A 20290-nucleotide genomic window follows, 5' to 3' on the forward strand; every position below is an offset into this window, starting at 1 on the left:
CGCCGTGACAGCGGGCCGATCGGGTCGGAGTCGGGGTGTGGTCTGGGCCGGGGTCGCGGCAGGGGTCACAGCAGGGCCGGGGCGGCGCAGGCCGCCACGAACCGGCTGAACAGGTGGTCCTCCTGGGCGACTTCGGGGTGCCACTGGACGCCCAGGACGAACCTCTTGGCCGGGTCCTCCACCGCCTCGGCGAGTCCGTCGTCGCTGTACCCGGTGACCCGCAGGGTGCCCGCGTCGGCGATGCCCTGGTGGTGGTGGGAGTTGACGACGGCCTCGGGGCCGTAGACGGAGGCGGCGAGGGAGCCCTCGGCGAAGCGCACCGGGTGCTCGCCGAACACGCCGGGCTCGGGAAGGTGCCCGGTGTGGCCGAGGACGTCGGGCAGGTGCTGGTGGAGCGTGCCGCCGTACAGCAGGGTCAGGAGCTGCAGGCCTCGGCAGACGCCGAGGACGGGCAGGTCCCGCTCCAGGGCGGCGCGCAGCAGGAGCAGTTCGCCGGCGTCGCGGCCGGCCGCGGGCGGGTCGGTCCGCGGGTGGCGGGGCTGTCCGTAGCGGTCGGGGTCGATGTCGGCGCCGCCGGGCAGCAGCAGTCCGTCGAGCCGGTCCAGGACGTCGGCGTCGAGGTCGTCGGGGGGCAGGACGACGGCGCGGCCGCCGTTGGCGGCGACACCACGGACGTAGCTCTGCTGGATCATCGTGGCCTGGGTGTCCCAGATGTCCCACCGGGCCCGGTCCTGGTACGCGGCGATGCCGATGACGGGACGGCTCATCGGGCGCCGCCTCCGACTCCGACGCCGACGCCTGCCGGGACCGCGGGAACCGTGACCACCAGGCCCTCCGCCGGGACCGTGTCCCCGGTGAGCGCGTCCGCCGGGAGCGCCTCCGCCTGGACGGTGTCCCCAGCGAGCGTGTCCGCCGGGAGCGTGCGCAGCGACGCGGCGCACAGGGCCAGGGCGTCCTGGAGCAGCGGGGAGTCGGCGCCGAGCGGGGCGCCGTACGGGGTACGGGTGCGCAGTGCGGCGACGCGGCGGGCGAGCTCGTCGGCCGGCGCCGTGGCCCGCACGGCGGCCACGAAGATGTCGGCCAGTTCGGTGAAGTCCTCACCCGAAAGGCCCTGGTAGGTGGCCTCGTTGAGGCCGATCCGCACGCCCTGGCCGGTGAAGCCCGGCAGGCCGGCCATGAAGTTGACCCGCAGGCCGGCGGCGAAGAGCCGGTCGCTGGCCACCTTCGCGGGGACGCCGTCCCGCTCGGGGTCGAGCCACAGCTGGTGCCCGGCGGAGTAGCCGCGGTCCGCCGCCACCACGGTCAGTCCGCGCTCGGTGAGCAGCTCCCCGAAGCGGCGGGTGTGCGCGACGACGGCCCGGGCGTAGTCGGCGCCGCCGAAGTCGCGGAACTCCAGCAGGGAGATGCCGAGGCTGATGGTCGCCGCGAAGTGGTGGCTGCTGATCAAGTAGTCCTGGGTCTCGCGGATGCGCCGCTCGACCTCCTTGTTCCGGGTCAGCAGGACCGCCTTCTGCGGGCCGGGGAACGTCTTGTGGGTGGAGCCGCCGAAACTGTCCGCGCCCTCGTCCAGCGGGTTGCGGAACACCCCGGCGAGGACCAGGCCGAGCCAGTGGCTGGCGTCGACGTGCACCAATGTCTCGGGGCTCGCCGCGCGGACGGTGGCGACGAGGCTCGCGACGTCCAGCGGGAAGAGGCAGTGCGACTGGTCGACGTAGAGCAGGGTCGGGCGGACCCGGGCCAGCACCTCGGCCGCGTGGTCCAGGTCGAGGGCGTGCGGGTCGTCGCCGGTCAGGAACTCCACGCGCAGGCCGAGCCGTTCGGCGACCTGCGGGGTCGCGTAGTGGCCGCCGAGGGCGGGGCTGATGGTGACGACCGTGGAGCCGGGCTCGCCGCCGAGGGTGGCGAGCGCCAGGGTCATGGCGTTCAGGCCGCTGAGCGGGCGGACGGTGACGTAGTCGGCGCGGCCGAGCTCCTCCAGGAGCGGGACGGTCAGACCCATTTCCAGGTCGCGCAGGTGCTGCGCGCCGCGGAAGTGCCAGCCGTCCGGGTTGTCGCTCTCGTTGAAGAAGTAGCGGTGGTACGCGTCGAGCATCATCGGCAGCTTCGCGATCCCTGACATGGCCGTCTCGGAGGGGACCATGCTGAGGGTGCGGTTCGCGTGGTCCTCGTTCCGTACCAGCAGGCGCATGACGTCGCCGAGGGTCGGGCTCGAGTACGGCATGGACGTGTCCTTTCCATCGGTGGTCACGGGTTCGTCGTCCTCTCGTGCAGACGGGCGCCGGCGACCATCACCTGGCCGAGCGCGATACCGCCGTCGTTTGTCGGGACCTGCTGGTGGACGTACGCGTCGAAGCCCGCCCTGCGCAGCTCCACCAGGCAGTTGACCAGCAGGAACTCGTTGAGGAAGACACCGCCGGAGAGGACCACCTGCTGCGTGCCGAGCGTCCGGCGGAGCTCCTCGCACCGCTCGGTCACCATGGCGACCACGCAGGAGTGGAACCGGCGGCTGACGACCTCCACGGCCGTGCCGGCGGCGATGTCGGCCGCGATGGCGCGGATCACCGGACGCGGGTCGATCTCCACCGCGCCGGCGCGTTCGGTACGGCCGAAGGCGTACGCCTCGGCGGGGGCGAGGGTGAGGTCGCGGCCGAGGAGACCCTCCAGCTCGATCGGCCCCTGGGCCTCGTACTCGGCGTGGGTGCAGACGCCGAGCAGGGCGGCGACGCCGTCGAAGAGGCGTCCCATGCTGGAGGCGAGGGGCGCGTTGATCGAGCGGCGCACCATCGTGGTGTAGACGTGCCGGGCCTGCTCGTCCAGGACGTGCAGGGCGGGGAAGGCCGCGTGGGCGGCGTCCGGGGCGTCGAAGGCGTCGAGGGCGAGGGCGAATCCGGTACGGACCGGCTCGTGGACGGCCTTGTCGCCGCCGAGCAGGGGGATCGGCCGCAGATGGGCGACGCGGTCCACCGAGGCGAACGAGCCGTGCAGGAACTCGCCGCCCCAGATCGTGCCGTCCTCGCCGTAACCGGTGCCGTCGAAGACGACGCCGAGCGTCGCCCCGTCGAGCCGGTTCTCCGCCATGCAGGAGGCCATGTGGGCGTGGTGGTGCTGGACCGGGAAGACCTCGCCCGAGGCCTCGTCGTCGGCGAGGACGCGGGACCGGAAGGAGGGGTGCATGTCGACGGCGACGACCGTGGGCTCCAGCTCGTACAGGCCGGCCAGGTGAGCGGCGGTCTGCCGGTGCGAGGCGAAGGTCTCGTCGTTCTTCAGGTCGCCGATGTGCTGGCTGACGTACACCTCGTGGCCGGAGCCGAGCGCCACGGTGGTCTTGAGCTCCGCGCCGTACGCGAGGATCTGGGGCAGGTCCTCGGCGACGGGTACGGGGTAGGGGGCGTAGCCGCGGGCCCGCCGGACGAAGCTGACGAGCGGCTCGGCGAGCTCCGGGTGGACCGAGCGGCGGACGACGGAGTCGTCGACCCGGATGTGGATGTCCCGGTCGTGGTGCAGGACCAGGTCGGCCACCTCGAAGAGGTCGCGGAGCGCTTCCTCGTTGCGGTAGGCGATGGGGCTGCCGGAGATGTTGCCGCTCGTCATCACGAGGACGTCGAGACCGGGCCGCTCCAGGAGCAGGTGGTGCAGCGGCGCGGACGGCAGCATCACGCCGAGGTTGGGGTTGCGCGGGGCGATCGACTCCGGCAGCGCGAGGTCCGCGACCTTGCGCAGCAGGACGACCGGGCGGGCCGGGGAGCCGAGCAGCTCCCCGTCCCCCTCGTCGAGCTCGACGAACCGGGCCGCCGACGCGATGTCCTCGACCATCAGGGCGAAGGGCTTGGAGTCGCGCCGCTTGCGCCGGCGCAGGAGGGCGACGGCCTCCGCGTTGCGGGCGTCCGCGACCAGGTGGAAGCCGCCGACGCTCTTGACGGCCACGATCCGGCCGTCGGCCAGCGCCGCCGTCGTCGCGGTCAGCGCCTCGTCGTCGCGGGCCACCTCGCCCTCGGCCGAGGCGAGGGTCAGCCGGGGCCCGCAGGCCGGGCAGGCGTTGGGCTGGGCGTGATAGCGCCGGTCGGCGGGGTCCTCGTACTCGCTCCGGCACCGCTCGCACATCCGGAAGACCGCCATGGTGGTCTGCTCCCGGTCGTACGGCAAGTGCTGGATGAGCGAGTAACGGGGGCCGCAGTGCGTGCAGTTGGTGAAGGGGTAGCGGTGGCGGCGGTCCGCCGGGTCGCGCACCTCCGCCAGGCACGCGTCGCAGACGTGCGAGTCGGGCGCCACGATGGTCCCGGCCCGGCCGTCGCGTACGCTCTCGCGGATCTCGAATCCGCTGTACGCGCCGGCCGGCGCCGTGTCGTCGCGGCTCTCCACCCGCACCTCGTTGACCCGCGCAAGGGGTGGGGCCTGGGCGCTCAGCGCCTCACGGAAGGCTTCGAGCACATCGGACGGTCCGCACACCAGCGTCTGCACACCGTGGTTGTCGTTGAGCACCCAGCCGGTCAGTCCGAGCCGGTGGGCGAGGGTGTGGACGAAGGGCCGGTAGCCCACGCCCTGCACCACGCCGTTGACCCGGATCAGCCACTGGCTCGTACCGGTGGCGTCGGTGGCCTGAGTGAACTCGGTGGCCGCAGTCGCCTCGGTGGCCTGAGTGGACTCGGTGGCCGCAGTCGCCTCGGTGGCCTCGGTGTCGATGGTCTGCTGCTGCACTGGACCGCTCCGCTCAGCAGAGACGCGGGAGTTCCGCGCCCTGCAGTTCCTCGATCGTGGTGACCTTGCCGTCGACGCCGGTCATCTCGACGCTCGCCTCGGCCCGGTCGGTGATCTCCCCGATGACCACGGCGTGCTTCCCGTACGGGTGGGCGTGCAGGGCCGCCAGGACCTCGTCCACCGCCTCGGGGGCGACGAAGAGCGCCAGGCAGCCCTCGTTGGCCGCGTTGATGGGGTTGATGCCGAGCATGTCCGAGGCCATGCGGGTGGCGAACTCGATCGGCAGCGCCTCCTCCTGGACGGAGACGACCCGGCCGACGGCCGAGGAGTACTCGTGCAGGACGGCGTTGAGACCGCCGCGGGTGACGTCGCGCATGGAGTGCACCGCGCCGCGCTCGATGAGCCCGTCGAGGCCGTCGATCATCCCGTTCAGCGGCGCGCAGTCGCTGAGGACGTTGGTCTCGAAGCCGAGACCCTCGCGGACGGACAGCAGGTGGACGGTGTGGTTGCCGATCGGGCCGCTGAGGATGATGCGGTCGCCGGGGCGGACCGAGGTCATGCGCAGCGGCTCACGGTGGAAGACGCCGACGCCGGTGGTGTTGAGGAAGATCTTGTCCGCCTCGCCCACCCCGACGACCTTGGTGTCACCGGCGACGATCTTGACGCCGGCCTCCTTGGCGGTGTCCCTGACGGACTCCAGGACGCGGTGGAGGGTGGAGATCGGAAGGCCGGTCTCCAGGATCATCGCGAGCGTCAGGTACTCGGGCTTCGCGCCGACGACGGCGAGGTCGTTGACCGTGCCGCAGACGGCGATCTTCCCGATGTCACCGTTTCCGAACACCGGCGGGTCGACCACGAAGGAGTCGGTCGTCAGGGCGATGTTGCCGGCCGGGACCGGCAGCATCGCACTGTCCTCCATTTCCCCCGTGTAGACGTCACCCAGCACATCCACCACGAAATCGACCAGCTCCCGACTGAGTCGGGCCCCGGTGCCGTGGTCAAGGACGATCTTCTGATCCAGCAAGGACTTCGTGCTCATTGCAGCGAGCCGTCTCTTTCGGCTGTAGGTGGATGGCGCGACGGAGGAGAACCCGTCCGTCGGCCGGTTTTCAGGAATCGCGGTTCAATTCCCGTGGCGATGCGGGGTCACGGGGTCTGGACGACCTTGCGCGGCAGCTCGCCGTCGGTGTCGATCAGGCGCAGGATCTCGGCGGAGTCGACGACCGTCGCGCAGTAGCCGGCCAGCCAGTCCAGGGCGCGGACCTTGTCGGCCTCCTTGGCGGAGACGACGCAGTCGCTGGGGACGTAGACGTTGTAGCCGCGGAAGAACGCGTCGGCGGCGGTGGTCTGGACGCAGATCTGGCCCTGCATGCCCGTCACCAGGACCGTGTCGACACCCAGCGCCTGCAGGCGCTCGTGCAGGTCGGTCTCGTAGAAGCCGCTGTCCTTGTTCTTCTCGACGAGGATGTCGGTGTCCTCCAGGAAGACCGGCAGGATCTCGGCGCCCTGGCTGCCCTTCTGCGAGGGCACGCGGCCGTTGTGGAGCTCCACGTTCGGGTCGTCGGGCAGGTTGATCAGCTGCAGGTGCACGATGTGGTGGCCACGCTTGCGCATCTCGTGGAGGAAGCCGGAGAAGGCCGGCGTGGCCTCGGTGACGGCGTCGATGCGCTCCTGGTTCTTGTGGACCATGTCGTACTGGAGGTCGTTGGTGAGAACAGCGATCTTGCTCATTCGTATCTCCTCGAAAAGCGAGCGTGGATTCCTCGCGGAGCGTCGCCGCGAGGCGCATTCCATGGGCCGAAGAATCTCCCGGAAACCGTGTCCGGAAGTAGTCGGGGAAACCCCCGACAGCCACCACCCGGAGGGGTGGGGAAAACCATCGGAAGACGCGATTCCGGCCGGTGACGCGGTGCGGCCGAAGAGGCGCGTACGGCCGAAGAAGTGCGTACGGCCGAAGAAGTGCGTACGGCCGAAGAAGTGCGTACGGCGAAGAAGCGGTTCAGCCGAAGACGCGGTTCTCCGGAGTCCGCACCATTTCGGCCAGGAGGCCGTGGTATTCCCGCATCAGTTCCTCGATGCGGCCGGCCGTGAACTGCTCGGTGCGGTAGAGCACGATGCAGTGGGCGCGCTCGGCGTCGTACCGGAGCCGGATGTTGAGGGGTCGCAGCACGTGCTGGCGCTCCGGCACGACCGGCTCCATCCGCAGGTCCCCGAGGGTGTCCGGGGTGTCGAACTCCTCCTCGGCGGTGAACTGCACATGGAACAGCCGGGCGAGCAGCCCCGGGTCCGGCAGGTGCGGCTCCAGTAGGTGCGGCGGCAGGTCGTGGTGGGCGAAGTCGGCGGCGGTGCCGGCCTTGATCCGCTCCAGCAGCTCGTGGAGCGTCGGATCGTCGCGGAGACCGGTACGGACGATCACGTCGTTGGAGAAGTCCGCGACGAGGTCCCGTACGTCGCTGGTGTCCCGGAACGAGATCGGCGCCCGTACGCAGATGTCCGCCTGGCCCGAGCGGCGGGCGAGCAGCGCCGTGAAGGCGGCCAGGCCCACCGTGTAGAGCGTGGTGGAGCGCTCCTTGGCGAGCCGCCGGATCGCCGCGTACAGCTCGTCGGGCATGGGTACGTCGATGCCGGTGCCCCGCTGGGAGGGGACCGGCGGCAGCTCCAGGTCGGCCGGCAGCACGGCGGGCTCGGCGCCGGCCAGCCGCTCCACCCAGTAGGCGATCAATTCGGCCCCTCGCGGCCCGTCGAGCCGCTCCCGGTGCCAGGCGGCGAAGTCGGCGAACTGCACGCGCAGCGGCTCCAGCGGGGCCGGTACGCCCGCGGTCGCGGCGACGTAGCAGGCGCCGAGATCACGCACGACGACCTCGACCGTCCGCGCGTCCCCGATGATGTGGTGCACCATCAGGAAGACGATGTGGTCGTCCGCGCCGAGACGGAGCAGCTTCAGCCGGGCCAGCGGCCCGTGCTCCAGGTCGAAGGGCCGGTCGCCCTCCTTCCACACGAACGCACCGAAGTCCGCCGGGTCGGTCAGCTCCGTCAGCTCCACCGGAAGGCGCAGCTCGGGAACGACCACCTGCGTCAGGACGCCCGCTTCGACCCGCAGCGAGCTGCGGAGCGTCTCGTGCCGGGCCACGACCGCGTTCCACGCCTCTTCCAGCGCCGCGACGTCCAGCGCCCCGTACAGGCGCACGGCGGCCAGGATCGCCGGGGCGGGGCCGCTGCTCCCCGCGAGCCCCCGCCACATGCCCTCCTGGGTCACCGCGGCCCGGAACCTCAACTCCCCCGCCGGGCGCGGAAGCACCCGTATGCCCTCGGCGGCCGCTCCCCGGCGGCGGCGCAGCAGCGCCGCCTCCAGGCGGGCGCGGGCCGCCGGATCCGTCCTGTCCACCTGTGTTCCCGTCATACGTCGATGGGACCAACACGGGGGTGCCGCGGGGCAGTCAGGAGGATCCCCGACCCGTCGGCCTCAGCTCCCGGCGGCGAACCGGGCGACCGCGGCGGGGGTGCGCAGCCGGTACACCTCGCGGACCCCGACCACGAGGTCCCGGTCCTTGAGCAGCCGGACGATCCGGAGGGCGAGGAGCGAGTTGCCGCCGAGGTGGAAGAAGTCGTCGTCCGGGCCGACTTCGGCGTGGAACAGCTCGCGCCAGACGGCGAGCACACCGTCGAGCGCCGGATCACCGGGGGCGGCCGGTACGTCGGGTGTGACGGGTACGGCGGGTACGGCGGATACGGCGGATACGGCGGGTACGGCAGGCCCTGCGGGGGCTTCTGAGGCTTCCGGGGCGGTGGGGCCTTCCGGGGCGGTGGGGGCCGCGTGGGGCTTGGGAGCGTGGAGCTCGGTTGCGTGGGCCGCTCCCGCGGGAGTGGTCTCCGGGGCGGGCAGCCGGGCCGTGTCCACCTTCCCGTTGACGGTCAGCGGCAGCGCGTCCACGCGCGTCAGAGTCGTCGGCATCATGTACTCCGGCAGCAGGCGCGCCGCGTGGCGCCGCACCTCCCCCGTGTCCGCGCCGTCGAGCACCGCGTACGCGTCCAGGCGGACCTCCCCGGAGGCGTCCCGCCCCAGGACGACCGCCGCCGCGACGACGGCCTCGTGGGTGAGGAGGACGTTCCTGATCTCGCCCAGCTCGATGCGGTAGCCCCGAACCTTCACCTGGTCGTCGAGGCGGCCCAGGTGCTCCAGCCGGCCGTCCGGGAGGAGGGCGCCCAGGTCACCGCTGAGGTAGAGGCGGCCGGTGCCGTCGGGGTCGTCGGGGTCCGGCACGAAGCGGCGGGCGGTCAGCTCGGGGCGGTTCAGATAGGCCAGGGCCACGCCGTCCCCGGCCACCGCGATCTCGCCGGGCGAGCCGGGCGGGAGCAGCCTGCCCCGGCCGTCCAGGACCCGTACCGACCAGCCGGGGATCGCGCGGCCGACCGAGCGGGACGCGGTCAGCGCCTCGGCACGGGTGACGGTCTGCGCGGTGACGTGCACGGTCGTCTCGGTGATGCCGAACATGTTGACCACCCGGCACGCGGACTCCGGATGCGCGTCGAACCAGGGGGTGAGCGACCGCGCGTCCAGCGGCTCCCCGCCGAAGATCACCAGCCGCACGTCCAGCGGGGCGGGCCGCGGCGCGCGCTCCAGTTCGAGGAGCCGGGCGAAGGCCGACGGCGTCTGGTTGAGGACGGTCACCCGCTCCTTGGAGAGCAGGTCACGGAAGTCCTCGGGGGAACGGCAGGTCCAGTAGGGGACGACGACGAGCCGGCCGCCGGTGAGGAGGCAGCCCCAGATCTCCCAGACCGAGAAGTCGAAGGCCGCCGAGTGGAACCACGACCAGACGTCGCCGGGGCCGAGACCGAAGTCGGTCTCGGTGGCGCTCAGCAGGTCGGAAACGTTGCGGTGGGGAACGACGACGCCCTTGGGGCGGCCGGTGGAACCGGAGGTGTAGATGACGTACGCGGGATCGTCCGGCCCTGCGCCGGTGACGGGCGGCTCCTCCGGCGCGTCGGCGGCCAGCCGGTGGAGGCGGGCGAGCGGCACGGCGGTGCCCTCCTCGAAGGGGGCGGCGCCGTCCGCGGTGTCGACCAGGACGACGTTCAGGCCCGCGTCCTGCGCGGTGGAGGCGAGGCGGTCGGCCGGACTTGTCGGGTCCAGCGGTACGTAGACGGCTCCGGCGGTCAGGACGGCGAGCAGCACCACGACCAGCTCCGCGCCCCGGTCCAGGCAGACGCCGACCCGGTCGCCGGGGGCGACCCCGAGCTCGCGCAGGGCGTGGGCCAGGCGGCCGGCCCGGCGGACCAGGCTGCGGTAGGTGACGGTGGTGTCGCCGTCGACCAGGGCGACGGCGTGCGGGTCGGCGGCGGCGCGCGCGAACACCTGCTCGTGCAGGGTCCCTCGGCGACGGACGGGGGTACGGGGGGTGGCGCCCAGGTCGAGGATGCGGCGCCGTTCGGCGGCGCCGATCACGTCCAGCTCTGCGAGCGGGCGGTCCTGGGCACCGGACGTCAGCTCGGCGTAGGCGGTGTGGAGTTGGCGCACCAGGGTCCCCGCCCGCCAGGTGGGGATCTGCTGCGGCCGGTACCAGGCGGTGGCGGTCGCCGAGCTCTCGGCGGTGTGCACGGTCAGGGCGTGGCGGGGGTCGAGCGGGGGCAGGTGGTGCGGATGCGGGTCCGTCCGGAGCGCGAAGCGCGTACCGCCGGTGTCGGGTGCGGTGCCGTCGGTGCCGGTGGCCGGTGTGGTGCCGGTGCCGCCCGCATCGGATGCGGGGTCGGCGTCGGTGGCCGGTGCGGTGGCAGTGCCGCCGGCATCGGGTGCGGTGCCGCCCGCATCGGATGCGGGGTCGGTGTCGGTGGCCGGTGCGGTGCCCCGTGCGTCCGTCGCGGTGTCGCCGGCCGGGCGCGGGGCGGCCGCGCGGGTCCGGTACTCCGCGACCGTACGGTCCTCGTCGGCCTCGCCCGGCAGGAGTGCGGTGTACGTCCCGTCCTCGTGGACGTCCAGGACCGGCCGCTCGGCGCCGCACGAGCGGGCCAGCACGAGCGCGAACGCGGCGGCCAGGTCGGCGGCCACTGTGGCGCCCGGCAGCTCGACGCGGAGGGCCGCGAGGGAGCCGTCGAGGGGCGCCGGGACGGGAAGCACCTCCGCCGAGCGGAGGTCACCGAGCAGCGCGGCGGCGACAGCGTCCAACGGACGGTCCCCGACGAGAACGAGGTCGCGCACACCGTCCGCGTACTCAAGGAGCACGGCCCTGACACCTGCTCCGCCGAGCGGCGCATGCAGCTCGGCGGCCCGGCGCCGCTCGGCCACAGAACCGTCCCACGCCCCGGCGACGGACTCCCTCCACAGCCGGACCCCGGCCGCAGCCCCTTCATCGGGAACGGCGCCCTCGGGCACCCGGTAGACGGCTCCGTGAGGGGACAACCCGCGCCCGACGGCGCCTCCGGCACGCTCCGATGACACGTCAACTCCTGAAGAACCTGGAAGGAAAGGGTGAGGGGGGAAGGGGGGAAGGGAGAAAGGGGGCAGCGGGAAGCGGGGGGAAGGAGGGTGCCGGGGGCGGCGCGTCAGCGGATGCTGTAGCCGCCGTCGACCGTGACGACACTGCCCGTCGCCGAACGGGACTCGTCCGTGGCGAGCCACACCACCGCCCCGGCCACGTCCTCCGCCTCCACGAGGGCGTTCGTCGGCTGTTGGGTGAGGAAGGCCTCCTCGTGCTCCGCCGGGTCGAGGCCGATGCTGCGGCCGATCTCCGCGAGCATGCGGCCCTCGCCGTGGACCGTGTCGCGCACCGAGCCGGGGCAGACCGCGTTCACGCGGACGCGGTACGGCGCGTAGTCCAGGGCCGCGGCGCGGGTCAGGCCGATCAGCCCGTGCTTGGAGGCGACGTAACCGGCGAAGTTCCGGTAGCCGACCAGCCCCGCCGTGGAGGCGATGTTGACGATCGAGCCGGCCCGCCGCTCGACCATCCCCGGGCCGACCGCCTTCATCATCCGCCACGGCGCGTTGAGGTTGGAGTCCATCATCACGGCCCAGTCGGCCTCGCCGACCTCGTGCACGATCCGACCCGAAGGCCCGGCGATCCCGGCGTTGTTGACGAGGACGTCCACCTGCCCGAACCGGGCCGCGGCCTCGGTGACGACCCGCTCGGCCTCCTCCGCCCGGCGCACGTCGGCCTGCACGGTCAGGACGGCCGCCCCGCGCTCACGGCACATCCGCGCCGTGTGCTCCAGCTGGGCGGCCGACGCCATCGGATACGGCACCTCGGCCACCTCGGCGGCGATGTCGACCAGCACCAGGGCGGCCTGCTCGGCGGCGAGTGCCAGCGCGCACGCCCGGCCGATGCCCCGTCCCGCGCCCGTGACGATCACGGTCCGGCCGGCCAGCCTGCCGGTCACGAGGCCACTCCGGCCACCGTCGCCCCGGCCACGAGGTCCAGCAGCGCGGCCCACCCGTCGACCAGGTACATGTGCCCGCCGTCGATCTCGGCCCGGGTGAACCCGGCCGAGGTGATCTCCCGCCATTCGGCGAGCTCGGCCGCCGACACCAGGTCGTCGGAGCGCCCGCGCACGGCCAGCACGGGCACGTCGAGCGGTCCGGTGGCGGTGTGGCGGTAGTTCTCGTGCATCGCCACGTCGGTGCGGAGCGTGGGCAGCAGCAGCTCCCGCAGCTCGGGCTCGTCCAGGGCCGGGTGGCGGTAGCCCGCGATGTCGGCGACGCCGGCGACGAACTCGTCGTCGGGCAGCCCGGTGACCCGGCCGGCCCGCGGCGTGCCGGGCCGGTTGGACCCGCTCACCACCAGGGTCAGCGCGATGCCGGGCGCCTGCTCGGACAGCCGGCGGACGGTCTCGTAGGCGAGGAGCGCGCCGTAGCTGTGGCCGAAGACGACCACGCGCTCGGCGTCGCCGATCTCGGCGCGCAGCTCGGGGACGATCGTGGCCATGAGGGAGTCCAGGTCGGTGCACTCCTCCTCCGCGAGGCGACGCTCACGGCCCGGGAGTTGCACGGGGACGACCCGCAGGTCCTGGCGGTGTCCGAGCCAGGGGTGGAAGAAGCTGGCGCCCGCCCCGGCAGGGGGAAAGCACAGTACGGGAGTAGACATCTCTCTCCAGGATTCGGTTCGGGGCGGTTCAGACCGCGGTCGGCCCGGTGACGGCCCGGGCCTCGGTTCCGGCGACGGCCTCTGCGACCTCGGCTCCGGCACCGGCACCGGTTCCGGCCTCGGCCTCTGCGGCATGCTCGGCCGGCTCGGCCTGCTCGGCTTCCTCGGCCTGCTCGGCTTCCTCGGCCGCCAGTGCCTCCAGCAGCCGCCAGGCGACTTCCTCGACGGTGAAGTTGGCGTACAGGTCGCGGACCGCGAGCCCGATGCCGAACTCCTCGCGCAACCGGGCGGTCAGTCGTACGGCGGCCAGCGACTGCCCGCCGAGGTCGAAGAAGTTGTCGTGCACGCCGACGCGCTCCCGTCCGAGGAGCTCGGCCCAGATCAGGGCCACTTCCTCTTCGAGGGGCGTGCGCGGTGCCACGTACGCGGCGGGTCCGGTGGCCTGCGGCGCCGCCGGAGCCACCGGCACCGCGGGGGCCGCTGGGGCCGCCGCGCGCTCCGCGGGGCCCTTCAGGCCCGGTACGGCGGAGAGGGGCAGCGCGGACCCGTCGGCCAGCCACTCCCAGACGGCCACCAGGTCCTCGGCCAGCGCCGCCACGGTGGACGCGTCGAACAGCCCGCTGTCGTACTCCAGGACCCCGTGAAGGACACCGTGCGGCCCGTCCACGCCGGGTCGCAGGTCGAGGACGAGCGGGGCCTTGGCCGTGCCGATGCCGACCGGGATCTGCTCCCACTCCAGGCCCGCCGGGCTCCAGCTCTCCTCACGGGCGGACTGCAGCACCATCATCACCTGACCGCCGGCGGTCCGCCCGCGCTCCGCACCCGGTCCGCCGAGGAGGTTCGCGGCCTGCTCGTACGGCAGCTCCTCGTGGTCGTACGCGCCGAGGCAGGTCTCCCGTACCCGGGCGAGCACCGCCCGCGCGTCCGGGTCGCCGGAGAGGTCGGTACGCAGCAGCAGCGGGTTGACGAAGTATCCGATGACCTCCTCCAGCTCGGGCCGGGAGCGGCCGGAGACCGGGGAGAGGACGGTGATGTCGTCCTGGCCGCACCACCGGCCGAGAAGAGTCTCGAAACCGGCCAGCAGGATCATGAACAGGGTGGCGTCGCCCTCCCGGGCCGCCGACTCCAGCCGGCCGCGCAGCGCCTCCGGCACCGTGAACGCGTGCAGGGCGCCGGCCGAAGGACCGCGCTCCGCACCGGACGGTGCCCCCGGGAGGGCGAGGGGCGCGGCGCCCGCCAGCCGCCCGGACCAGTACGCCGTCAGCCGGTCGAGGTGCTCGCCGCTGAGCAGGCCGCGCTGCCAGACCGCGAAATCCGCGTACTGGATGGGAAGTTCGGGAAGCTCCAGCGGTTCGCCCGCCACCTCCGCGGCGTAGTGCAGGAGGAGTTCGCGGAGCAGGATCGCGGAGGACTCGCCGTCGGTGATGATGTGGTGCATCACCAGCACGGCGACGTGGTGGTCCGCCGCGAGCCGCAGCAGCCGCAGGCGCACCAGCGGCCCCGCCGCCAGGTCGAAGGGGGTCTCGACCTCCCGCTGCACGAGCGCGTCCACCTCCTCGGCGGCGACGTCGACCACCGGGACGGCCAGCGGGGCGACGGGGCCGATCACCTGGACCGGTACCCCGTCGTCGAGCCGGAAGACCGTCCGCAGCGTCTCGTGGCGTCCGGCCACCGCGTTGAGCGCGGCCGTCAGCGCCGGTACGTCGAGCGGACCGCGCAGCCGGATGCCCGCGACCACGTGGTAGGCCGAGCGGCCGGGGTCGATCTGGTGCTGCAGCCAGAGGCTCTGCTGGGCGAACGACGTGGTGATCGCCAGCGACTGCTCAGCCATCGGGAGTGGACCTCCTGGGTCGGACGTGGACCGGTCCGCTGCATCCTGCGGCCACCCGTGCCCGCTCCGTCAGTCGGGAAGACCCCTGACTGACCGCACGCCTCACGCGGTGACAGAGTTACTGCCTCCATACTTCACGGAGGCCCCATGCACTACCGCCCGATGACCGAGCGCGACCTGGACGCCGTCCTCGCCTGGGACGTCAAGGAACCCGTCGTCTGGATCGACGCCGACCGCTACCGCGAGGAGACGGCGGCCCGGCAGTGCCGCCCCGAGTGGACATGGCTCGCGGAGGAGGACGGCCGGATCCTCGCCCGCGGCCTGTGGTGGGGCCGCTCCGACAGCGAGCGCCCGATCACCCTGGACTGCCTGTCCGTGCACCCGTCGGTCACCGACCCGGTCACGCTCGCGGCCGAGCTGCTCACCGCCGCCCACGCGGCGTTCGCCGAGCAGGGCGCCACCACCCCGCCGAAGTACAACATCATGCTGCCGCAGGACGACGGCGACGAGGAGAGCCGGGCCGCCGCGGCCGCGTGGCGCGAGGAGGCCGCCAAGCGTGCCGGCCTGACCGAACGGATCCAGCGGCTGCGCTTCGAGTGGGTGCCGGAGAACGGCACCCCGGAGCGGTCGGACCGTCTGGTGTTCACCGCCGAGCCCGACGACGAGGCGTTCGTCGAGGTCTTCCGCCAGGTCTCGCGCGGCAGCCTGGACAGCGAGACCCTCGCCAACGTCGCCGACATGGGCGAGGAGGCCGCCGCCCGCGACGACCTCGAGTTCTATCTGAGCTGCCCCGGCAAGCGGGAGTGGTGGCGGCTCGCGCACACCCCCGACGGCCGCCTCGCCGGTTTCGCCATCCCCTCCCGTACCCCGTACTCGCCGAACGTCGGCTACCTCGGTGTCGTCCCCGAGCTGCGGGGACAGCGCTACATCGACGACGTCCTCGGCGAGATCACCCGCTTCCACGCCGGTGAGGGCGCGGAGCGGATCACCGCCACCACGGACTCCACCAACGTCCCGATGGCGAACGCCTTCCGCCGCGGCGGATACCGCGTCAGCGAGATCCGCGTGATCCTGGCGTCCCGCGCCGCCTGACCCGTCCGGTCCCCGACCCGCCCGCCGCCGGGGCGTGTCAGGGGTTCCCCCGACTGCTGCGGACCGGTGGGCGCGGCCAGGATCGGAAGCGTGGAGGTACGGACGGACCGTGCTCCCGATCCAGTGAGAGGCAGCCCACCGTGTCCGACGCGTTCGCCCCGACCACGCTTGCCGCCACCGAGTCCCGGGCGGCGGACGACCTGTCCGCCCAGGGCCACCACCTGCTGGCCGCCGCCCCGCTGTCCGAGCTCGTCGGCGCGGGCGCCGAGGACTGGGCGCGCTTCGCCGGCCACTGGAACGACCTCACCGTGGACCGGTACATGCGCGACAACGGCACCTACCGCTACCGCCGTTACGGTCACTTCCACCTCGACGCCACCACCGAGACCCTCACCGCCCTGCCGCACGGCCCCTACGCTCAGGACCTCACGGTCAACCCGCTCAACGGCGGCCAGCAGCGGCACTTCGACCCGCTCACCGAGGAGTTCCTCGCCGATCCGCTGACGCGGGCGACGGTGCTGACGCTCGGGCGGATCTTCACCGCGGTCGAGGGTGTCACCGCGTGGGACGTGAAGCTGCACCCGTTCCGCATCGTGACCAGCCCCGGTCAGGTCGGCAAGCCGGCACCGCAGGGCCGGCACCGTGACGGCTCGACGTTCGTCACCTCGCTGCTCGTCGACCGGCACAACGTCGTCGGCGGCGAGTCCTCCCTCTACAGCGAGGACGGCGAGCAGCTCCTGGCCGTGACCCTGGCCGAGCCCGGTGACCAGCTGCTGGTGGACGACCGCCGTGTGCTGCACGACGTCACCGCGCTGCGTCCGATGGACCCGGCGCTGCCCGCCCACCGCGACGTGCTGATCGTCGACTTCGACCTGCTCTGAGCCCCGGCCCGGCCCCGGGGGCCCACCCACCCGGGGCCCGCACGCCCGGAGCCGGCACACCCGGGACCCCACCCCCCGGCCCCCCGGACCCGCACACCCGGAGCCCGCACGTCCGCACGTCCGCACGTCCGCACGTCCGCCGACCATGACGCCCCAGGAGTAACCGACCGATGTCCGAGTTGAACCGCGCCATCAGCGAGCTGTCACCGGAGCGGCGCGCCCTGCTCAGCCTGCGGCTCGCCCGGCAACGGGCTCAGCAGGACGCCGTGCCCCGGCTGCCGCGCACCCCCGGCGCCTCCGTCGACCGCCACCGCGCCTCCCAGGGCCAGGAGCGGCTGTACTTCCAGCACGAGCTGGCCCCCGACGCCGTCACGTACCTGCTGCCCATCGTGCTCAAGCTGCGCGGCGCGCTCGACGAGGAGGCCCTGCGCACCGCGCTCGGCACGGTGGTGGACCGGCACGAGGCGCTGCGCACCGGCTTCGAGCTGACCCCCGACCAGGGCCTCACGCAGGTCGTCCGGGCCACCGGCGAGGTCGCCGTCGGCCTGGTGGCGGAGGAGGCGGACGCCGCCGACATCGACGCCCTGGTCGCCGACCTCACCACCCGCCCCTTCGACCTCGCCGCCGCCCCACTGCTGCGGGCGGGCCTCTGGCGAGTCGGAGGTGCGCCGGACACAGCGGGAACGGAGCGCACGTGGGTGTTCGCCCTGTGCGTCCACCACATCGTGGTCGACGGCTGGTCCCTCGGCGTTCTGGTCGACGAGCTGATGGAGGCGTACACCGCCGCCGTCGAGCACCGCGCCGCCCACCTGCCCGAACTACCCGTGCAGTACGCCGACTTCGCCGCATGGCAGCGTGAGCGGAGCGAGGGCGCGGCGGCCGCCGCACACCTCACCCACTGGCAGGAGGTCCTGCGAGGCGCCCCGGAACTGCACCTGCCCGGTGACCGGGCCCGGCCCGCCGAACCCTCGTACCGCGGCGGCGCCGTGCCGCTGCGGCTCTCCCCCGAACTGACCGGCCGTCTCACCGCGCTCGGCCGGTCCGAGCGGACCACGCTCTTCGGCGTCCTGCTCGCCGCGTACGCGGTGGTGCTGCACCGCTGGTCCGGCCAGCGGGACCTCGTCATCGGCGCCCCCGTCGCCGGCCGCAACCGCCCCGAACTGGAGCGTCTGGTCGGCTTCTTCGTCAACACCCTGCCGCTGCGGCTCGACGTGGACGGGGCGGCCCCCTTCCGCGAGCTGCTGCGGCAGGCCGGCGCCCGGACGCTGGACGGCATGAGCCACCAGGACGTTCCGTACGAGCGGATCGCCCAGGCCGCGGGCGGCGAGCAGGCCGCGGGCCGGGGCGGCGCGCTGCTGCACACCCTGCTCGCCCTGCGCAATGTGCCGTTCGGCGAACTGCGGCTGCCCGGCGTCGAGGTGGAGATCGTCGACACCACCACCGCCGGCGCCGACCTGGACCTGACCCTGGAGTTCTCGCCGACGCCCGACGGCGGCCTGTCCGGCTGGCTCGGTTACGCCCTCGACCTCTACGACCCCGAGACAGCCGCCCGGATCGGCGAGGCCGTCACCTCCGTCCTCACGGCGGTCGCCGCCGACGGCGGTACGGACGTCCGGGACCTTCCGGTGATGTCCGAGGCCCAGCGCGAGCGGCTCCTGGAGATGAGCGGCCCGGCCGCCCCGGCCTGCCCGCCCCGGCTGCTCACCGACTGGTTCGCCGACCAGGTCGCCGCCACCCCCGACGCGGTGGCCGTCATCGCCGACTCCGGCGACGACACCGTCCCCTCCCCCAGCCTCACCTTCCGCGAACTCGACGAGCGGGCCAACCGGCTGGCGCACTGGCTGCGCGACACCGGCGTGCGCACGGAGGACCGGGTGGGCCTGTGCCTGCCCCGCGGACTGGACTTCATGGTGGCCCTGTTCGGCGTGTTCAAGGCCGGCGCCGTCTACGTACCGCTGGAGCCGGACCACCCCGCCGAGCGGCACGAGCAGCTGATCCGCGACGCCCGTACGGTCCGGGTCCTGACCCTCTCCGAGCTGGCCGGCCGCATTCCGGCCGTCACCCTGCCCCAGCGGGACACCGGTCGGACTCCGGCCGTCACCCCGCCCGGCCGGGACACCGGCGCCGAGGCCGCTGTCGAGATCGTCGCCCTGGACGCGCTGGAGGACCAGCTCGCCGAGCGGCCGAGCGACCGTCCGCGCCTCGCGCTGACCCCTGACAACGCCGCCTACGTCCTCTACACCTCGGGCTCCACCGGGCAGCCCAAGGGCGTCGTCGTCCCCCACCGCGCGATCTCCAACCGGGTGCGCGAGATGATCGACTCCCTCGGCTTCGGCCCTGCGGACACCGTGCTGCACAAGACGCCGATCACCGCCGACCCGTCCCTCTGGGAGATCCTCGTCCCGCCGCTGAGCGGCGCCCGCCAGGTCATGGCCCTCCCCCGGCGCAACACCGACGCCCGTTACGTGCACGAGGTGCTGGTCCGCCACCGGGTCACGGCCACCGACTTCGTCCCCTCGACGCTCCGCCCGGTCGTCGCCGAGCCCGGCTTCGCCGAGGCCGCGCGCACCCTGCGGATCGCGCAGAGCGGCGGCGAGGAACTGACCGCCGAACTGGCCGGCCGCTTCCTCGAACTGGCCCCGCACGCCGACCTCTACAACTGCTACGGACCCACCGAGTCCACCATCGACGTGGCCATGCACCGGGTGCCCGTGCCCGTCCCGCAGCCCGTGCCGATCGGCTCGCCGATCGCGGGGGTGAAGCTGTACGTCCTGGACGAGCTCGGCCGAATCCAGCCGATCGGCGTCGCGGGAGAACTCCTCATCGGCGGCGTGCAGTTGGCGCGCGGCTACCTCGACCGGCCCGGGCAGACCGCCGAGCGCTACGTGCCACACCCCTTCCTGCCCGGCGAGCGGCTGTACCGGACCGGCGACCGGGCCCGCTGGAAGGCGGACGGCACGCTGGAGTTCCTCGGCCGCCTCGACCACCAGGTCAAGATCCGCGGCTACCGCGTCGAGCCCGCCGAGGTGGAGACCGCGCTGCGCACCCACCCGGCGGTCGCCGAGGCCACCGTGCTGGCCCTCCCCGACCGGCAGGGCGAACTGAGCCTCGCCGCCTACGTCACGGCCGCCGAGGGCGCGACCGTGCCGGGCGCCGACGCGCTCCGCCGCCATCTCGGCCGGATCGTCCCGACCCCGATGATCCCGTCCTCGTACACCGTCCTCGACGTCTTCCCGCTGACGCCGAACGGCAAGGTGGACCGCGCGGCGCTGCCGCTGCCCGGTGTGGGCGGACCGGCCACGGGCGTCGAGCGGGTGGCGCCGTCGGACGATGTCCAGCGGGTGCTCGCCGGGGTCTGGGAGCAGGCGCTCGGCGTCCCCGGGATCGGCGTGCACGACGACTTCTTCGATCTGGGCGGCCACTCGCTGCTCGCGACGCTGGTCGTCTCCAACATCCGACAGCTGTTCCGGATCGAACTGCCGCTGCACTTCTTCATCGAGGCACCGACAGTGGCGGCGCTCGCGGTCTTGGTACGGGCGCAGGGCGCGGAGGCCGGCATCGACATCGACCGGGTGGCCGAGCTGGTCCTACGGGTCCAGCGCATGTCCGCCGCGGAGGTGGACGCGGGCCTGCGCGCCTGACGCCGAGCCCGTACCCCCCCTTGCCCACCGACCCGCACCAGCACCAGCACCAGCACACCGACCCCCGGAACCCCACCG

At 73.3% G+C, this 20290-nt stretch carries 13 protein-coding genes; 3 read left to right on the forward strand and 10 right to left on the reverse strand.

From position 1 onward, the window contains the following. Positions 1-65: 65 nt before the first annotated feature. The 10 genes from J7E93_RS12585 to J7E93_RS12630 all read right to left on the reverse strand — a co-directional run bounded on the left by J7E93_RS12585 (position 66) and on the right by J7E93_RS12630 (position 14598). The gene (locus J7E93_RS12585; protein WP_215068544.1) at positions 66-767 is read right to left on the reverse strand and encodes a gamma-glutamyl-gamma-aminobutyrate hydrolase family protein; all 702 of its coding nucleotides are present in this window, start codon (positions 765-767) and stop codon (positions 66-68) included. Then, positions 764-2221, reverse strand: a complete 1458-nt coding sequence (locus J7E93_RS12590; protein WP_215068546.1) for a hypothetical protein — start codon at positions 2219-2221, stop codon at positions 764-766. The genes J7E93_RS12585 and J7E93_RS12590 overlap by 4 nt, the downstream gene beginning before the upstream one ends. A 23-nt stretch (positions 2222-2244) precedes the next feature. Then, positions 2245-4695 carry a carbamoyltransferase HypF gene (hypF, locus tag J7E93_RS12595; protein WP_308368428.1) on the reverse strand — a complete coding sequence of 817 codons (2451 nt, stop codon included), beginning with the start codon at positions 4693-4695 and terminating at the stop codon, positions 2245-2247. 13 nt (positions 4696-4708) lie between these two features. Beyond that, on the reverse strand, positions 4709-5734 hold the full coding sequence (gene hypE, locus J7E93_RS12600; RefSeq protein WP_215068548.1) for a hydrogenase expression/formation protein HypE: 1026 nt from the start codon (positions 5732-5734) through the stop codon (positions 4709-4711). A 107-nt stretch (positions 5735-5841) separates the two neighbouring features. Further along, the gene (locus J7E93_RS12605; protein WP_215068550.1) at positions 5842-6426 is read right to left on the reverse strand and encodes an isochorismatase family cysteine hydrolase; all 585 of its coding nucleotides are present in this window, start codon (positions 6424-6426) and stop codon (positions 5842-5844) included. Positions 6427-6694: 268 nt separating this feature from the next. Next, the gene (locus J7E93_RS12610) at positions 6695-8095 is read right to left on the reverse strand and encodes a condensation domain-containing protein (protein ID WP_215068552.1); all 1401 of its coding nucleotides are present in this window, start codon (positions 8093-8095) and stop codon (positions 6695-6697) included. A 63-nt stretch (positions 8096-8158) separates the two neighbouring features. Continuing rightward, positions 8159-11128, reverse strand: coding sequence for an amino acid adenylation domain-containing protein (locus J7E93_RS12615; RefSeq protein WP_215068554.1), 2970 nt, complete (start codon positions 11126-11128; stop codon positions 8159-8161). Positions 11129-11232: 104 nt separating this feature from the next. Further along, positions 11233-12063, reverse strand: coding sequence for an SDR family oxidoreductase (locus tag J7E93_RS12620; RefSeq protein WP_308368431.1), 831 nt, complete (start codon positions 12061-12063; stop codon positions 11233-11235). Beyond that, positions 12060-12767 carry a thioesterase II family protein gene (locus J7E93_RS12625; protein ID WP_251066438.1) on the reverse strand — a complete coding sequence of 236 codons (708 nt, stop codon included), beginning with the start codon at positions 12765-12767 and terminating at the stop codon, positions 12060-12062. The genes J7E93_RS12620 and J7E93_RS12625 overlap by 4 nt, the downstream gene beginning before the upstream one ends. A 28-nt stretch (positions 12768-12795) precedes the next feature. Continuing rightward, complete coding sequence (locus J7E93_RS12630) at positions 12796-14598, reverse strand: condensation domain-containing protein (RefSeq protein WP_215068558.1); 1803 nt, start codon at positions 14596-14598, stop codon at positions 12796-12798. Positions 14599-14745: 147 nt separating this feature from the next. Here J7E93_RS12630 and J7E93_RS12635 point away from each other — a divergent pair, with 147 nt between their 5' ends. The 3 genes from J7E93_RS12635 to J7E93_RS12645 all read left to right on the forward strand — a co-directional run bounded on the left by J7E93_RS12635 (position 14746) and on the right by J7E93_RS12645 (position 20212). Beyond that, positions 14746-15690: a GNAT family N-acetyltransferase gene (locus J7E93_RS12635; protein WP_215068560.1), complete on the forward strand. Its 945-nt coding sequence runs from the start codon at positions 14746-14748 to the stop codon at positions 15688-15690. Between the two features lie 140 nt (positions 15691-15830). Then, positions 15831-16571: a 2OG-Fe dioxygenase family protein gene (locus tag J7E93_RS12640; RefSeq protein WP_215068562.1), complete on the forward strand. Its 741-nt coding sequence runs from the start codon at positions 15831-15833 to the stop codon at positions 16569-16571. A 170-nt stretch (positions 16572-16741) separates the two neighbouring features. Beyond that, positions 16742-20212 carry a non-ribosomal peptide synthetase gene (locus J7E93_RS12645; RefSeq protein ID WP_215068564.1) on the forward strand — a complete coding sequence of 1157 codons (3471 nt, stop codon included), beginning with the start codon at positions 16742-16744 and terminating at the stop codon, positions 20210-20212. The last annotated feature ends 78 nt before the right edge of the window (positions 20213-20290 follow it).

The organism is Streptomyces sp. ISL-36, assembly GCF_018614205.1.
Lineage (GTDB): Bacteria > Actinomycetota > Actinomycetes > Streptomycetales > Streptomycetaceae > Streptomyces.

Coding starts and splice junctions, on each gene's coding strand:
- J7E93_RS12585 (WP_215068544.1), bottom strand. CDS start 767: ATGAGCCGTCCCGTCATCGGCATCGCCGCGTACCAGGACCGGGCCCGG.
- J7E93_RS12590 (WP_215068546.1), bottom strand. CDS start 2,221: ATGCCGTACTCGAGCCCGACCCTCGGCGACGTCATGCGCCTGCTGGTA.
- hypE (WP_215068548.1), bottom strand. CDS start 5,734: ATGAGCACGAAGTCCTTGCTGGATCAGAAGATCGTCCTTGACCACGGC.
- J7E93_RS12605 (WP_215068550.1), bottom strand. CDS start 6,426: ATGAGCAAGATCGCTGTTCTCACCAACGACCTCCAGTACGACATGGTC.
- J7E93_RS12610 (WP_215068552.1), bottom strand. CDS start 8,095: ATGACGGGAACACAGGTGGACAGGACGGATCCGGCGGCCCGCGCCCGC.
- J7E93_RS12625 (WP_251066438.1), bottom strand. CDS start 12,767: ATGTCTACTCCCGTACTGTGCTTTCCCCCTGCCGGGGCGGGCGCCAGC.
- J7E93_RS12630 (WP_215068558.1), bottom strand. CDS start 14,598: ATGGCTGAGCAGTCGCTGGCGATCACCACGTCGTTCGCCCAGCAGAGC.
- J7E93_RS12635 (WP_215068560.1), top strand. CDS start 14,746: ATGCACTACCGCCCGATGACCGAGCGCGACCTGGACGCCGTCCTCGCC.
- J7E93_RS12645 (WP_215068564.1), top strand. CDS start 16,742: ATGTCCGAGTTGAACCGCGCCATCAGCGAGCTGTCACCGGAGCGGCGC.